This window comes from Candidatus Nitrospira allomarina (assembly GCF_032050975.1).
GTDB lineage: Bacteria > Nitrospirota > Nitrospiria > Nitrospirales > UBA8639 > Nitrospira_E > Nitrospira_E allomarina.
Genome location: NZ_CP116967.1, coordinates 1762080 through 1776936, shown reverse-complemented (window position 1 = coordinate 1776936; position 14857 = coordinate 1762080). Strand labels below are relative to the sequence as shown.

The 14857-nt window shown below is 49.9% G+C and carries 14 protein-coding genes, 1 tRNA gene and 1 pseudogene; 1 reads left to right on the top strand and 15 read right to left on the bottom strand.

All coding sequences use genetic code 11. The annotated features are described in order from the left end of the window. Nucleotides 1-13 precede the first annotated feature (13 nt). From tilS to PP769_RS07900, 9 genes and pseudogenes are all read right to left on the bottom strand, one after another. A complete protein-coding gene (gene tilS, locus PP769_RS07940; RefSeq protein WP_312646473.1) occupies nucleotides 14-1441 on the bottom strand; it encodes a tRNA lysidine(34) synthetase TilS in 1428 nt (475 codons plus the stop codon). Further along, nucleotides 1442-2413, bottom strand: a complete 972-nt coding sequence (locus PP769_RS07935) for a bifunctional riboflavin kinase/FAD synthetase (protein WP_312646471.1) — start codon at nucleotides 2411-2413, stop codon at nucleotides 1442-1444. Further along, on the bottom strand, nucleotides 2410-3393 hold the full coding sequence (gene hemB / locus PP769_RS07930; RefSeq protein ID WP_312646469.1) for a porphobilinogen synthase: 984 nt from the start codon (nucleotides 3391-3393) through the stop codon (nucleotides 2410-2412). The genes PP769_RS07935 and hemB overlap by 4 nt, the downstream gene beginning before the upstream one ends. Before the next feature lie 8 nt (nucleotides 3394-3401). Continuing rightward, on the bottom strand, nucleotides 3402-3794 hold the full coding sequence (locus tag PP769_RS07925; RefSeq protein ID WP_312646468.1) for a CBS domain-containing protein: 393 nt from the start codon (nucleotides 3792-3794) through the stop codon (nucleotides 3402-3404). A 67-nt stretch (nucleotides 3795-3861) separates the two neighbouring features. Continuing rightward, the gene (gene cobA / locus PP769_RS07920; protein WP_312646467.1) at nucleotides 3862-5433 is read right to left on the bottom strand and encodes a uroporphyrinogen-III C-methyltransferase; all 1572 of its coding nucleotides are present in this window, start codon (nucleotides 5431-5433) and stop codon (nucleotides 3862-3864) included. After that, nucleotides 5430-6380 carry a hydroxymethylbilane synthase gene (hemC, locus tag PP769_RS07915; protein ID WP_312646465.1) on the bottom strand — a complete coding sequence of 317 codons (951 nt, stop codon included), beginning with the start codon at nucleotides 6378-6380 and terminating at the stop codon, nucleotides 5430-5432. Before hemC ends, cobA begins: the two co-directional genes overlap by 4 nt. Next, nucleotides 6377-7735, bottom strand: a complete 1359-nt coding sequence (gene hemA, locus PP769_RS07910; RefSeq protein WP_312646463.1) for a glutamyl-tRNA reductase — start codon at nucleotides 7733-7735, stop codon at nucleotides 6377-6379. The genes hemC and hemA overlap by 4 nt, the downstream gene beginning before the upstream one ends. Further along, on the bottom strand, nucleotides 7732-8541 hold the full coding sequence (locus PP769_RS07905; protein ID WP_312646460.1) for a cytochrome C assembly family protein: 810 nt from the start codon (nucleotides 8539-8541) through the stop codon (nucleotides 7732-7734). The genes hemA and PP769_RS07905 overlap by 4 nt, the downstream gene beginning before the upstream one ends. A gap of 164 nt (nucleotides 8542-8705) precedes the next feature. Next, nucleotides 8706-9448, bottom strand: a pseudogene (locus PP769_RS07900) (SDR family NAD(P)-dependent oxidoreductase). Nucleotides 9449-9573: 125 nt separating this feature from the next. Here PP769_RS07900 and rsmI point away from each other — a divergent pair. After that, the gene (rsmI, locus tag PP769_RS07895) at nucleotides 9574-10323 is read left to right on the top strand and encodes a 16S rRNA (cytidine(1402)-2'-O)-methyltransferase (protein ID WP_312646458.1); all 750 of its coding nucleotides are present in this window, start codon (nucleotides 9574-9576) and stop codon (nucleotides 10321-10323) included. Here the strand turns inward: rsmI and PP769_RS07890 are convergent. The 6 genes from PP769_RS07890 to PP769_RS07865 all read right to left on the bottom strand — a co-directional run bounded on the left by PP769_RS07890 (nucleotide 10301) and on the right by PP769_RS07865 (nucleotide 14773). Beyond that, nucleotides 10301-10525 carry a sulfurtransferase TusA family protein gene (locus tag PP769_RS07890; RefSeq protein WP_312646456.1) on the bottom strand — a complete coding sequence of 75 codons (225 nt, stop codon included), beginning with the start codon at nucleotides 10523-10525 and terminating at the stop codon, nucleotides 10301-10303. The genes rsmI and PP769_RS07890 overlap by 23 nt on opposite strands. A 152-nt stretch (nucleotides 10526-10677) precedes the next feature. Then, on the bottom strand, nucleotides 10678-11433 hold the full coding sequence (locus PP769_RS07885; RefSeq protein WP_312646454.1) for a hypothetical protein: 756 nt from the start codon (nucleotides 11431-11433) through the stop codon (nucleotides 10678-10680). Nucleotides 11434-11656: 223 nt separating this feature from the next. Next, nucleotides 11657-11743: transfer RNA gene (locus PP769_RS07880), tRNA-Leu, on the bottom strand. Nucleotides 11744-11885: 142 nt separating this feature from the next. Beyond that, entirely contained in the window at nucleotides 11886-12890 is a 1005-nt protein-coding gene (locus tag PP769_RS07875) for a helicase-related protein (RefSeq protein ID WP_312646452.1), read from the bottom strand. Next, nucleotides 12883-14103: a DEAD/DEAH box helicase gene (locus PP769_RS07870; RefSeq protein WP_312646451.1), complete on the bottom strand. Its 1221-nt coding sequence runs from the start codon at nucleotides 14101-14103 to the stop codon at nucleotides 12883-12885. The genes PP769_RS07875 and PP769_RS07870 overlap by 8 nt, the downstream gene beginning before the upstream one ends. Before the next feature lie 190 nt (nucleotides 14104-14293). Then, nucleotides 14294-14773, bottom strand: coding sequence for a hypothetical protein (locus PP769_RS07865; protein WP_312646449.1), 480 nt, complete (start codon nucleotides 14771-14773; stop codon nucleotides 14294-14296). Nucleotides 14774-14857: the final 84 nt, after the last annotated feature.

Genomic DNA, 14857 nt, shown 5'->3' with positions numbered 1-14857 from the left:
AGAGACTTCCATATTACATGATCATCCTGGCCATAACGACCGAGGTCGTAGATGATGAGACCTGGAAACGTTCATCTGCTCGTAATCCAGCAACCCAGACAATTCCCTCAGGCGCCACCAATAAAGGCACCTTGTTCCGCTGGGAACGGGGCAATTTAAGATCCGAAAAAAAATCCTGGATTTTTTTTTGTCGGCCACCAAGTCCCTTGGGACAAAAAATATCTCCAGGCATCCAACTTCGTAACATTAATTCAGGAGTAAATCTCGCCGGATCAAGATAAATCTCTGAATGGTTCGCATGGCCATTCATTTCTGGAGATATTTTTCTTGAAACCGAAAAACGGTGCCCCGTGGGGAGCCAAACCACCTCACCAGGTATGGATAAAGGCATCACGCTCACCCTCGAATAATCCTGTCCAGGTTGATGCATTTTCTCGCAGGAGCAAATCACCAAACGATCATATTCCTGTCCAACCCGCACGCCGTTATATTCAATCGTCCATCCCGACTGCCCATGCTCTAACCGATCTAATACCCGTTCAACAAAGTCGAATCTCGGACTCTGCTGGTGTCCGGCAATGATCTGGAGACTCTGGCGGACCACCCTCCGACGAATAGGTAACGGTACGTTTAAAAGCGCCATACGATCAAATTGCCGTTCTCCCATGGCGTCTGACACACACGTACGCTGGAAGGCTTCATCCGCTAATGTCTCCAGGTAGGCGTGATCATCCCGAAGTATATGTGCCTGCCGGGTCAATACATTCACAATCCCTGGCGAGAACTGTTTCATTTGAGGAATCAGGTGCTGACGAATGCGATTCCGGAGGTACACGGGTTGAACATTGGAGGTATCCAATCTGGATTCCTCCTCCCTCTCCCTCAGATACGCCACAATCTCACTTCGATGGATATCAAGCAAGGGACGAACGACATACATTCCTCGCTTGGGAGGGATGCCGCCTAATCCACCGGTTCCACACCCACGTAGCATCCACATCAGAACCGTCTCGGCTTGATCGTCCGCCGTATGACCAAGCACTAACTTTGTCGCATTTCGGTCAAGGACCATTTGCTCCAATGCCCCGTACCGCGCTCTTCTGGCATATTCCTGGAGTGATTCCTTCTTCAATTTTGCGTCATCTTTATTCAGATGGAGCCGGCAGATCATAACGGGCACTCCAAATCTCTCCCCTAAATCCTGCACAAACTTCGCATCCCCTTCACTTTCAGCTCCGCGAAATCCATGGTCCACATGTCCAATACAGATGTCCCAATGCCACCGGGTGCGCAACTCCACCAAACACCTAAAAAGGGCCACAGAATCAGGACCGCCTGAAACCGCAGCCACGAGCCGATCTCCCGACGCCAATAACCCCTTAGCCCGAATGGCCTGGTCAACTTTTCGTTCCATTCCAACAACGGGACCTGGACGATTCATCTATACACTTTCCCCCTGAACGACCGCAGGAATTCGGGGGTCTCCTGAATAGTTCCGCAAGATCTCCCTAGCTCGCCGGCCATCCTGGTCCATTTGACTCACGAGATCCTGGGAATTGGCAAACACCATATCCCCTCGCACTCTTTCAATAAAATACACTGAAATATCTTCCCCATATAGCTGAAGAGTCTTATCAAACATATGCACTTCCAATAAACGTTCCTCTTCAGAAAACGTCGGCCGCGTGCCGATATAGGCAATAGAGTCCAGACATTCCCCTTTCAACACTGTCAGGGTGGCATACACACCATCCGCAGGAAGAACACGATGCCCGGGGAGTCGAAGATTGGCGGTCGGCCATCCAAACTGTTTCCCTCGCTTCTCACCGGAAATCACAATCCCCTCTAACATATAGGGGCGCCCCAAACATTGGGCACCTTCCCACACGTCTCCAACTGTCAGGCATTGGCGAATGCGGGTCGAACTCACCACCTTCTGTCCCACAATTACGGGCGCTATCGGCTCAACCGAAAAATCTGCTCGTGCCCCCAATTCAATCAAATCCTTCACTCCTCCACTTCGTCCCTTACCGAAGACAAAATTTTCTCCAACAAACAGCTTTCGGATCCCAAGCCCATCATGCAGAACCTGGCGAACAAACTCATCCGGTCTCAGACTGGCTAACTCCATGGTGAAAGGGAGAATCACCAGTTCCCCGACGCCTAGCCGTTGAAAGAACGCTATCTTTTCATGGTCATCAGATAAAAATTTATGGACAGATCCGGGACGCAACACCTCGACAGGATGCGGAGCAAAGGACAATACCATAGGATATCCATTGACCTGCCTGGCGCAATCCACAACCGCCTGTACAAGAGCACGGTGTCCCAAATGCTGTCCATCAAAATTACCAATAGTGAGAACAGGACAAGAAGCGGGACGAACCGTCGGTAATCCTTGAGAAATTTTCATACACCGTCACGGGTGAGGAGATAGGCAGCCTCTTTGGCAAAATACGTAAGAATCAGATCCGCCCCTGCGCGTTTAATTGCGAGTAAGCTTTCCATCATCACCGAAGCTTCATTGACCCAGCCTAACTGCGCACCAGCCTTGATCATGCTGTATTCCCCACTTACTTGATACGCCGCCACGGGAACGGCCACAAGTTCGCGCACTCGTCGCAGAATATCCAAATAAAACAAGGCTGGCTTCACCATCACGATATCGGCCCCCTCCTGAATGTCCAGTTCCACTTCACGCAAGGCTTCCCTCGCATTGGCTGCATCCATTTGGTAGGACCGTCGGTCCCCAAAAGATGGGCTCGAAAAGGCCGCATCACGAAACGGGGCATACAACGCCGAAGCATACTTGGCAGAATAGGCCATGATGGGCATGTCAGAAAATCCCTGTTGGTCCAATGCCTGTCGAATCGCGGCAACCCGGCCATCCATCATATCGGAAGGAGCAACCATATCGACGCCTGCTTCTGCATGACTTAGCGCCATTGCCTGAAGGCACTCGAGCGTTTCATCATTGAGAATCCGGCCGTCTCGAACAATTCCGCAATGACCATGCGAAGTATATTCATCAATACACACATCGGTGATCACCATCAAATCGGGCAAATGGTCTTTAAGCGCCCGAACTGCACGCTGAACAACCCCATCCTTCTCATAGGCCGAGGATCCACGCTCGTCTTTGTGTTCAGGAATCCCAAATAAGATGACGGCCGGAACCCCTAATTCCCAGGCATCTTTGGCTTCCTTAACGACTCGATCCACAGACCACCGCCATTGACCAGGCATCGAGGCGATCGGCTCTTGCTTATTCTCCCCAACGGTTACAAACAAGGGATAGATGAAATCAGCCGGATTCAGCTGCGTCTCCCTGACCATTCGGCGAAGTGATTCATGTTGCCGCAAACGACGTAATCGATGAACGGGAAACCCCATACTCGTCCTTACTTTCGAGGAAGATTGGTTAAAAAGACAACCAGATCCCGAACAGAGATCATCCCCACCATGGCTCCAGCCTGGGTCACTCCCAGATGCCGAATATGTTCTTTAGCCATTAAATCATTTGCATCCAACAAGGTTCGATCGGCCTCGATACTGACAATCGGAGCGGACATAATTTTTTCGACCGTCGTCCGCATCGGGTCTGCACCCGCGGCGACCACACGTCGAACCAGATCCGTATCAGTTAAAATGCCGATAATTTCTTCTCCACTGGTCACAATCACACTTCCGATTCCATTATCCCGCATCATTTCTGCAGCGGTCTTGACTAAAATATCCCGGTCAACTTTGACAATTTTGTCTACCGGGACCATACAAGATTTTACAGGAACCATGACGCTACTCCTCCCATCAATCGGTTAACAAAACGTGGTGTTCAGAACTCCCTCCACCATAGAATATTTATGAAGACGATACCAATCGCGTATCCTTTGGATTTTGCTGGGCGTGAATGATCATGGCATCGACCAACGCCGGAACTGTATTTTCCAACGCCATAACATCCACCGACAGCCCTTCTTCCTGAACGGTTTGAGCGGTGATCGGGCCAATGACGGCCACAATCAAATGCCGTGTTAATTCTTGCAATTCCTGACGATTCTCAAACAACTGGCAAAAATTCTTCACGGTTGAAGAACTGGTAAAGGTCACATACTGAATTTCCCTGTTGCGAAGGCGATCACGAAGAGGGCCCATATCGACGATAGGAGGAAGAGCTTGATAGGCATGCACCACATGAACGGTGGCACCCATGGCTTTCAACTGCTCAGGAAGAATCTCGCGTGCCACTTTGGCTCGAGGAATCAAAATCCGTTGACTGGCGACCCCTAACCCGCCTATGGCCTGCAAAATCCCCTCTGCCTGAAAATCTTGGGGAACCAGATCCGAGGCAATCCCCCAACGAGCAGCCTCTTCCCGGGTGCGTGGACCTATACAACACACACGGATTCCAGCCAAGCTCCTCACATCTTTGTGATGAAACCAAAGACGTTCCATGAAGGATTGCACACCATTCACACTCGTGAAAATCAACCAGTCGTATGTCGAAATCGCAGCAATCGCCTCATCCACAGGTGCCCAGCTATCAGGAGGATGAATTTCCAACGTAGGACATTCCACCGGTTCGGCACCCTGCGCCGCCAGCAGATTCGAAAGAGCCGGCGCCTGGGCACGAGGTCTGGTCACTAAAACCCCTTGTCCAAACAGAGGCCGTAATTCATGCCAGTTCAATCGTTCACGTAACCGAACGACTTCACCCACGACAATCACTGATGGCGGACTCATGTCTGCCTGAGAGGCTAATTCCACAATGTCTGATAACGTTCCCACCACTGTTCGTTGACGAGCATAGGTCCCCCATCGGATCACCGCAACAGGAGTCGTTGCAGGCTTGCCTTCCTGAATGAGCCGGTCAACAATCTGCGGAAGATTTTTCATGCCCATTAAAAAGACAAGGGTTCCTTCAGCCGAAGCGAAACGCGGCCATTCCATGGCACTTGATGATTTGGTCGGATCTTCATGGCCGGTCACAAATGCGACCGTCGAGGCGAGGGTCCGGTGTGTTACGGGGATGCCGGCATAGGCCGGCACAGCCACGGCAGCCGTTACTCCGGGTACGACTTCAAAGGGAATCCCAGCGTCAGCGATCACCTCGGCTTCTTCACCTCCACGACCAAATACAAAAGGATCCCCCCCCTTCAGTCGCACCACACATTTGCCTTCTTTGGATTTGGTGACCAACAGGGCGTGAATCTCTGCCTGATCCCGATAGGCACCACGCCCTTTTCTTCCAACGTAAATACACTCGGCATGAGAAGGAGCAAATTTCAATAACTCTGGATTGGCCAAGTGATCGTAGAGCACCACGTCGGCTTGCTCGAGACACTCTTTCCCTCGTAAGGTCAGCAACTTTGCATCGCCCGGCCCGGCTCCAACCAAAAACACCCGACCATGAATTGCAACTGCCTTGTTCATGCCATCCCATAAATTTCCTGGAGAATGGGCTGCGCCCCACCGTCCAACAATTGTTCAGCCACCTGCGTGCCAATTGATTCGGCTTCCCCCGCTGGTCCCGATACCACTTGACGGATATATCGTTTCCCATCAAGGCTCGTGACTAACCCATCCAAAGTCAGGATGTCTCCGTGGAGAGTCGCATATCCTGCAATGGGAACCTGGCATCCGCCTTCCAACCCTGCAAGCAACGCCCGTTCGGCAGCGACCGCAATCCGAGTTGGCCGATGTTCAAACTGAATCACCAGATCTCGAACCCACGAATCATCTTCCCTTCCTTCCAAGCCCAACGAGCCTTGCCCAATTGCCGGCAAACTCACATCCACGGACAAATACTCCGTCACTTCCTGATCCCACCCTAGGCGCTTGAGCCCGGATGCGGCCAGAATAATGGCATCATACTGACCCTCGCGAACCTTGCGAAGTCGTGTATCAACATTCCCACGCAACATGGCAATCTCAAGATCGGGACGAGCATGTAACAATTGCGCCTGTCGTCGCAAACTACTGGTTCCGACTCGTGCACCGATCGGTAATGTCGCCAAGGTATGGCCTCCTCGGGCAATCAACGCATCCCTGGGATCCTCCCGCTCGGGAACACAAACAATCCCCAATCCATCAGGCAATTCTGACGGTACATCTTTCATGCTATGCACGGCTAAATCAATATCTCGTCTGAGCAACGCTTCTTCGATTTCTTTGACAAACAGGCCTTTTCCTCCAATTTTGGCCAAAGGCACATCTTGAATCTTATCTCCGCTGGTTTGAATGCGCTTCAGAATGACAGAAATATCCGGAGCAAGGGCTTTGAGCTGATTTTGCACCCATTCGGCCTGCCATATGGCCAATTGGCTTCCTCGTGTTCCCACAATGAGCGTAGACCGTGTTCGACTCTTCCCCTGATTCATACGCCATCCTTCTGCGGCAGGGGCTCCTCGCTGACGCCATCACCTGTCTCATCTTCCAGGAGTTGGATCTCTCCGGAGTGAATCTCCCGCTCGCGAAGTTCAAAAAACCGGCGGGCGGCTTCAATAAACGCAAATCCATTTTGAGATTGCGCTTCCGACTTTAAGGTCACGACCGGACCATGGAGTAATTTATTCACAATCGCCGAGGCCAGCCCTTCGATAGCAGCTCGCTCCTTCGGCGACAATTCTCCCAGACGACCGAAGACTTTCTCCAACTCGCCTTGTTTGATCTCTTCCGCTTTTTTTCTCAAGGCCACAATAGTGGGCGTTGCTTCCAGGCCACGAACCCAGGCGACCATACTTCCGACTTCCTCCCGGACCATGTGCTCGGCGGTTTCGGCTTCTTTCAATCGTTCTTCCTGATTATGCCCCACATGGGCTTTGAGATCATCAATGTCAAACACATAGGCGTTATCAACATCCTTGACCGCCGGATCAATATTTCGAGGCACCGTGATATCAATCAAAAACATGGGACGGTTCATTCGATGATACACCGCCATTTCTATATCATCTTTGGTAATAACATAGTGGGGAGCACCCGTGGCGCAAATCACAATATCCACCTTGGGTAGCGTGCTTCGAAGCTGTTCATAGGGAACCGCCTGTCCATGGAAGCGCTCGGCCAGTGTGAAAGCACGATGATGATTCCGATTGGCAATGAGAACCTCCTTTACACCCTGATTCACCAGGTGTTGGGCCGCCAATTTTCCCATCTCCCCGGCACCGACTAACAACACAACTCGTTGCTTCAGATTCGAAAAAACTTTTTTGGCTAATTCCACAGCGGCATAGCTGACAGAAACCGCATATTCCCCAATCCGCGTGTTCGTCCGGACACTTTTTCCTACCGAAATCGCCTTCTTGACGACCTTATTAAGAATGACTCCGGACGAACGATGGGTCAGAGCCAGCTCATAGGCCTCCTTAACTTGCCCCAGGACCTGTGGCTCTCCCACGACCATGGAATCTAAACTAGCCGATACACGAAATAAATGCGCGATGGCTTCATCATCACTATATCGATACAGGTGAGGGAGTAAATCCTCCGAAGATAAAGAGAAATGGGTTGAGACCAAAAAATCTTCCAATTGACGAAAACCCCATTCTCTTTTTTCCACGACGGCATATACTTCAACACGGTTACAGGTCCCCAGATACATGGCCTCTTTTATTCCGGAATACGCCATGAGCCGACCCAACGCTTCTCCCATCCGGCTATCCTGAATGGCCAGTAATTCACGAAGTTCAACGGAAGCCGTCCGATGATTGAGGCCTAAAACGATAATATTCATAACGGTGACATTGGTTGAGGACTTTTGATAAGGATGCCCACAAAAGTCAAAATTACTCCGGCAAATCCCACAATGGTTAGATAAGCGGCTTTTTTCGCCCTCCATCCGGCCGTCACCCTTCCCATCAGGACCGCGAAATAAAAAAACCAGGTAATTAACGCCCAAATTTGCTCAGAGTTCCAACTCAAGTACGACCCAATCGTTAATTGTGCTGAAACGGCCCCCGTCAGAATTCCTAAGGTCAATAAGGGAAACCCAAAAAGGATAGATCGTTGATTGAGAGAATCTAAAAAATCCAGCGGGGGGAGCTTGAAAGCTAACACATTAAATTGTTTGGACTTCAAGAGACGCTCCTGCATCACATACATCAGCCCGGCCACAAAGGCCACAGCAAATCCGATGGTACCCAGGATACTCAGGGTCACATGCACCCAAACCGTCTGAAAGACCGGGGCCAGGGTGCTGGCTGACTGAGGGGCCAGGGTTGCCGAAACGAGAGACAGAAAGGCCAGTGGAAGGATAAAGGCGCCCAACACCTCTAAGCCCCGTTTCAGGCCAACAACCAAAAAGACCAGCACTAACCCCCAGGCAAAAAATGACATCGCGTCCTTAAATGTCATGATAGGGACATGTCCCGTCGATATCATAGCCATGATGAGCGCTGTGGTATGAGAAACAAACCCCAAACCTGTGGCCACAAGAGAAATTTTTGAGATGGCATCAGAACGGTGCCAGAGATACAAAAGAAAAAGGAGCGTGCCTCCAAAATAAAGGCCCATGGTGAGATATGGCAGTAATTCAGACATTGAACAACCTAGTAAAGAAACATGCACAGTGAGCCATGTCGAGTATAGATCTGCATATATAGAAGGTCAAGAAAATCAATGAGTTATCAGCTTTCCTTCACTGCCAAGACTAGGAAAATCACACCCTGCGGTAGTTCCACCACAAACATTTAAGGCTTGACCGGTTATTGCACTAGCCGCATGTGAGCAGAGGTACAGGACGACACTGGCCACCTACTCGGTTTCCGCCATCCTTTTTTCGGAATCGTACTAATCGCGATTTCACGAAATTCACCTGGTGAAATCCCAAGGCTGGCAGCCGTTTCTTCGATACCCTGCCTGGCCATGGCGGTATCCACCCACGTTGGGCAAATGGCATTCACCGTTATGCCCTGAGAGGCGACTTCCAGTGCCAGAGCTTTGGTAAACCCTAAAATGCCATGTTTGGCTGTACAATAGGCCAAATACCCTGCCACGCCAAATCGTCCCAAGACGGAGGAGATATTCACGACTCGTCCATAGTGGTGGGGGAGCATATGTGGAATAGCAAGTTTCGAAACCAAGTGGCTGCCTGTTAAATTCACTTGAAGAATATTCTGCCATTTGGAATCATCCGGATCATGGATCGGCGTTTGACCTGATGCTCCTGCGTTATTAACAAGAATGTCCAGCCTGTCAACTTCTGGATCACTCTCTTTATGGTACGCTCAACATCGTCCCGTTGGGTCACATCGCATGGTACCGAAAGCACTTCTCCGCCAGCCTGAATGAGATCGCCTGCTGTGCGCTCCAATTCTTCCACACGTCTTCCACAAATAGCGACTCCCACTTGTTGCCCCACTAACGCCCGGGCAATGGCACGTCCAATGCCCACTCCACCTCCCGCAACCAGAGCCACCTGACTTTGCAAACTATGGATGTCACCCATCCTTCATATCCTTATTATTTGGCAACTGAGTGACGAGGTGGGTACGACTGGATCCTCCTGGACAATGGCAGCCTCACGCAGTACCATCTCCAACTTTGCCCTACATCATTTTCCCTCAATAGACCATGACCGGAACGCTCTATATTGTCAGCACACCTATCGGCAATCTGGAAGATATGACCTTCCGGGCTATCCGTATTTTACAGGAGGTAGCCATTATTGCAGCCGAGGACACACGTCGCACACAAAAACTCTGCACCTATTATCACATCGGCACACCACTCACCAGCTATCACGATTTCAACAAAGAGGAGAAAACCGACATTCTCCTCCATCGGCTCCAGGAAGGGAGCTCCGTTGCCTTGGTTTGCGATGCGGGGACCCCTCTTATTTCTGATCCGGGGTTTTATCTGGTTCGACAGGCGATCAAGTCAAATATTCCACTTATCCCTATTCCAGGACCATCCTCCGTTCTGACCGCATTATGCGTGTCAGGTTTGGCAACGGATCGATTTATTTTTGAGGGATTTGTGCCCAGAAAGCCAGGAGCCAGGGAAAAATTTTTCCAAAATCTTAAAGAGGAAAAAGGTACCATTATTGTTTTTGAAACCCAGCATCGGATTCTCAAAACATTACAAGTCATCACTACCGTCATGGGAAACAGACACATCGTACTGACACGGGAACTGACAAAACTCAACGAAGAAATTCTACGGGGAGAAATTGAAGAAGTGGTTCAACAGTTAAAAGGTAAATCGATTAAAGGAGAAATAACGCTTTTAATACAAGGCTTACCTCAAAGGAGTAAAAGGCAATTGGGAACATTACTTGAAAGCTCCAGCTCAACCGCCATCACACACTCACCTTCTGAATAACCACACGGTAATAATGGTCAACTTTTTCTTGTTTAAGGATCTGGTGACCCTCATTGGTAATGCTTTGCGGGACATTTCGAATTGGTTCGCCTTCATCCAACAAGACCCTCAACTGATCACCGTTTTCTAAAGATTCCAGCTTAAGCTTCGTCTTCACAAAGTTATAGGGACAAATTACACCTCGAAGATCCAATTCCTCCATGGTCTCTCGTTCTTCTCCCGCCGACAGATTAAAACAGATAAAATTTTCTTTCTGTAATCCTTATTGATTTCATGGAGCAAATAACAAAAGAGCGTGCCGGATATTGACCGGCACGCTCTTTTACACTACAAAAATGGCTTGTTATCAGAAACCTATTGAACCGTACCCTTGTTAAAGTTCTTGCGATCATCCCCGTAGTCAGTGGCAACGGTCTTATCTGTCCGTTCATTGACTGTGGTCGGTTGGGGTGCACATTGCCAGCAAGGTGCAGCACCAGTCATCATACCAACGTCGCTGGTGATTCCTGACTTGACTTCTCCTGGCTGTACCGCACCCTCTGGCATTCCCGTATAAGATCCACTCTTAACGGTAAGTCCTCTGGAGGCGTAAGGATCGGGTTTTTGACCAAATCCGCCGCCAAAGCCTGGATTATCGGCACCTCCCAACAATTGACTTCCCTTTAACACATACACATCACGAACCAATTTTCGCCCTGTTCCAAATTTTTGGTCCTCGGAAGTTTCATTGGCTGCTTGGATCGTGACGTAATCACCCTTACCAATAGCTTTAAGATTCGCCATATTGGTTTTGTTGTCAAAATACAGCTCTTTTAAGTTCAAGGCACCACGAAGGGTTTGCCGTTCATCGTGGGAACTTCCTCCCATATCGAGCCACAGCCTTCCCCCGGCGTAATCAATACCGACAACTTCACCCTGAATCGTTTCATCTGCTGAGAGGTACCGCAACATGTCGTCTTGGTCCATCACTCGTGACCTGTCGCCTACACCTTGAGAGTCTCCGACACCAGTCCCATACCCTACATGCTGAGGTGGACGCTCTTGCGCCACCGCCACGCTCACCGAGCCTGCAAAAATCATTGCTAATCCAAAATACCCTACCTTCCGCATGTGGCTCCTCCTTGGAAGTGTGAGTGAATAATCAAAAAAACGAACGAATTCAAATATACGATTTTATTTCATGATCAAGGGCACCAACTATAGTCAAGGCGGTAGCCCCTGTCAAGTCAATTCTTGCCTTTAAATCCTTGAGTAACATACCCGAAATTTCACTTAAATGCTTACACGGTTTTTTCCATTTTTTCTCATTTTCAATTGAACCTAAGACATTTAATGGTGCCCGGAGGGAGGGTCGAACTCCCACTCTCGTGAAAGAACCGGATTTTGAGTCCGGCGCGTCTGCCAGTTCCGCCATCCGGGCAAGGTCATTTTCTCCTGCGATATCTACCATGAACCTTTATACAGGTCAAACAGGAAAAGCTGACCCGTTTCTACGGTAATTTAAACCATGGGGTGCATACTCGGCATTCTCATTATATTCCCATTAATACCAGTCCCCTAATTTATCCAATGGAACCCAGCGCGAACTTTTCACCCCATTTTCGAAACAATGTTTCCTTAAGGATGCGATGATCAGGCAGTGTCAACAGTGGATCACATTCCAATATTTCTCCTGCCTTTTGTTTTGCTTTTATTAACAACACGGTATCTCGAGCCAAATCCGCCACACGAAAATCCATTTCCCCCCATTGCTTGACCCCTAAGACATGCCCAGGCCCACGAATTTTCAAATCTTCTTCCGCCAGTGCAAAGCCGTCTTCACATTGTGCAAACACCCCGAGGCGCCGCCTCGCTGTAGAAGGGGAAAACGCTTCCCCCTGGGAACGCCTGCCGATCTCATCGAGCGACATTCGACTGGACTCAAGCTTCAAGGGTATTTGAGGGGAATAGGGAGGAATTTTCCCAAGGCCATGAATCAGCATACAATAGCCTTGAGAAAGACCTCGCCCTACCCGGCCCCGCAATTGATGCAATTGCGCCAATCCAAACCGTTCCGCATGTTCAATGAGCATGACCGTGGCATTGTGAACATCCAACCCGACCTCGACAACAGTGGTGGCCACCAACACATCAATCTCTTTCTTTTTAAACTTGGCCATAATCACTTGTTTTTCGCGGGATGGCAATCGGCCATGCAGCAAACCGATTCGAAATGGAGCACATTCTTCCCGTAATTGCTCGGCAGCCTCAATGGCTGCCTGTAAATCAATTTTTTCTGATGGTTCAACGAGCGGATACACCACATAAGCCTGCCGCCCCGCTTCCAATTCTTTTCGCATCAAACGATGCGCGTCTTTCCGTTGACCGGTGGGGAACAACATCGTCTTTACGGGTTTTTTCCCTGGAGGAAACTGATCAATCACCGACACATCCAAATCCCCATACAGCGTCATCGCCAGGGTCCTGGGGATAGGCGTGGCGGTCATCACCAACACATCGGGATGCCATGGCGCTTTCCCACGAAGCTGGGCGCGCTGCAGCACACCGAATTTGTGTTGCTCATCCAACAATTACCAACCCAAGCTTGGCAAAGTGCACATCCGGCTGTAACAAGGCGTGTGTACCCACCACCACCTGCACCTGACCTGACTGCATTCCGGCAAGTATCTTCCCGCGCTCGCGTCCTGTCTGCCCGCCCTTCAACAAAATGCTCCGTACACCCAGAGCATCAAATAGGGGAAGCAATGACAGATAATGCTGTTCGCTCAACACTTCTGTTGGGGCCATCAGGGCAGCTTGATATCCGGACCCACAGGCCATCACGATGGCATGAAGAGCCACCACGGTCTTCCCACACCCGACATCTCCTTGCAGCAAGCGGTTCATACTGGTTGGCCGTCCCATGTCATGGCTAATTTCCTTGATCACACGTTCTTGCGCCGAAGTAAGCGAAAAGGGCAACACGGTTTTCAGCTGTTTAACCAACGGGTTGCGAACAGCGAATGGGATACCTTCAAGGTCCTGAGTCTGCCCTCGACGCCGCATGGCGAGTGCCAATTGCAGGAGAAACAATTCTTCAAATGCCAGGCGTTGGTGTTCTGGTGTCGCGTAGGCATTCAATGCCTCCACCGAACGCTCCTGATTGGGAAAGTGTAAGACGGGTAATGCCTCTGAAAGGGTTGGCACTCCGAGTTGTGTTCGCATCGTTAAGGGCAACATCTCTTGTAACTGATGGGCATAATGGTCAAAAATTGATCGAATAATTCGTCGAATCTGCTTGGAGCTCAACCCATTTGTCTCATGATAGACGGGAACAATCCGGCCCCCACACATGTCCGGCAATTCGTCCTCATCCAACAATTCATATTCCGGCCCGCGCATGGTCATCGGGGAACTAGCAGAAGAATTGGACAAGACCGGACCGGTCAATAACAGAGATACGCCAGGTGCAAAGGTTTTCTCCAAATAGGGCTGGTTAAAAAACACGCATTCGATAAGACCCGTCTCATCCCTCACCGTCACTGTGACCACGACCAGACGCCTTCGATACGTGGTTTTCACCCACACTTTCTGCACTCTGCCTTTAATTGTGGCCTTCATGCCTGGAAGAAGGTTCCCGATGGGCAACACTTCCAATCGGTTTTCATATCGCCAGGGTAAAAACCAGAAGGCATCCTCTAATGTTTGCACGTCTAATTTTTCCAGCAGGCGGGCTCTCCGAGGCCCCACCCCTTTGGCAAACTGAATGGGAATCTCAGAGAGCGAGGAATGACTTGGCATAAATGGTTAAACCAAAAAGCTTATGAAGTCAGAACCCTTCGCCTGACCAAGAAGGACTGAATACATCTAAATCCCATTGGGCGTAATCCCACTGGGCGCAAATGGCTGAGAGGAAATAAGGGAGGGGGAAATGACGCTGTCATAACATCAATCCGAAGGCTCCGCAGAACCATGTCCTTATGGAGAAAAACTACTTCGCGCCTCGCAGAGGCTCCAGGAGCTTGGAACGATACCCCTTCGCCGGATGGCTCGGAGCGGTTTCCTGCGGGGTAAATTTATCAATAATGTCATCGAACCGTTGGGCACATCCCTTCACATCATTCGGATCCACTCGGCAAGAGACACAAGCGGCATAACTCATGGCATAAATACGATTGACATCTCCGGCGTCCGGATAATTTCTTTTGAGGGCGCTTTGTACATCGGCATCCAGCTTGCCTCCAGCCAAGCTAGTCATGAGACCTGATATTTCCGCACCAAATTTCTTGACTTTATGTTGATCGTCTGTCGACAAGTCTTCCGGAAGCGGGCAGGTATTGGGTTTAATGACAACCGAATCGACTCTGTGCTGCTGCTGACATCCAAGGATTAAGGTCAGCATGCTCACCATCGCCAGACCCATCATTAATGGAACACGCCGATCCCTTGCAGGAAATTTCAGATTCATCATGAATCCTCCTTTGTCGAAATGGGTGAGTCGCACACGTTTAAAAAGTCGCATTATGATCTGAGGCACTTTAGATGGCAAACCCGA

Excerpts from the sequence above, each read along its gene's own strand:
- tilS (WP_312646473.1), bottom strand. The coding sequence starts at position 1,441 with ATGAATCGTCCAGGTCCCGTTGTTGGAATGGAACGAAAAGTTGACCAG.
- PP769_RS07935 (WP_312646471.1), bottom strand. The coding sequence starts at position 2,413 with ATGAAAATTTCTCAAGGATTACCGACGGTTCGTCCCGCTTCTTGTCCT.
- hemB (WP_312646469.1), bottom strand. The coding sequence starts at position 3,393 with ATGGGGTTTCCCGTTCATCGATTACGTCGTTTGCGGCAACATGAATCA.
- PP769_RS07925 (WP_312646468.1), bottom strand. The coding sequence starts at position 3,794 with ATGGTTCCTGTAAAATCTTGTATGGTCCCGGTAGACAAAATTGTCAAA.
- cobA (WP_312646467.1), bottom strand. The coding sequence starts at position 5,433 with ATGAACAAGGCAGTTGCAATTCATGGTCGGGTGTTTTTGGTTGGAGCC.
- hemC (WP_312646465.1), bottom strand. The coding sequence starts at position 6,380 with ATGAATCAGGGGAAGAGTCGAACACGGTCTACGCTCATTGTGGGAACA.
- hemA (WP_312646463.1), bottom strand. The coding sequence starts at position 7,735 with ATGAATATTATCGTTTTAGGCCTCAATCATCGGACGGCTTCCGTTGAA.
- PP769_RS07905 (WP_312646460.1), bottom strand. The coding sequence starts at position 8,541 with ATGTCTGAATTACTGCCATATCTCACCATGGGCCTTTATTTTGGAGGC.
- rsmI (WP_312646458.1), top strand. The coding sequence starts at position 9,574 with ATGACCGGAACGCTCTATATTGTCAGCACACCTATCGGCAATCTGGAA.
- PP769_RS07890 (WP_312646456.1), bottom strand. The coding sequence starts at position 10,525 with ATGGAGGAATTGGATCTTCGAGGTGTAATTTGTCCCTATAACTTTGTG.
- PP769_RS07885 (WP_312646454.1), bottom strand. The coding sequence starts at position 11,433 with ATGCGGAAGGTAGGGTATTTTGGATTAGCAATGATTTTTGCAGGCTCG.
- PP769_RS07870 (WP_312646451.1), bottom strand. The coding sequence starts at position 14,103 with ATGCCAAGTCATTCCTCGCTCTCTGAGATTCCCATTCAGTTTGCCAAA.
- PP769_RS07865 (WP_312646449.1), bottom strand. The coding sequence starts at position 14,773 with ATGATGAATCTGAAATTTCCTGCAAGGGATCGGCGTGTTCCATTAATG.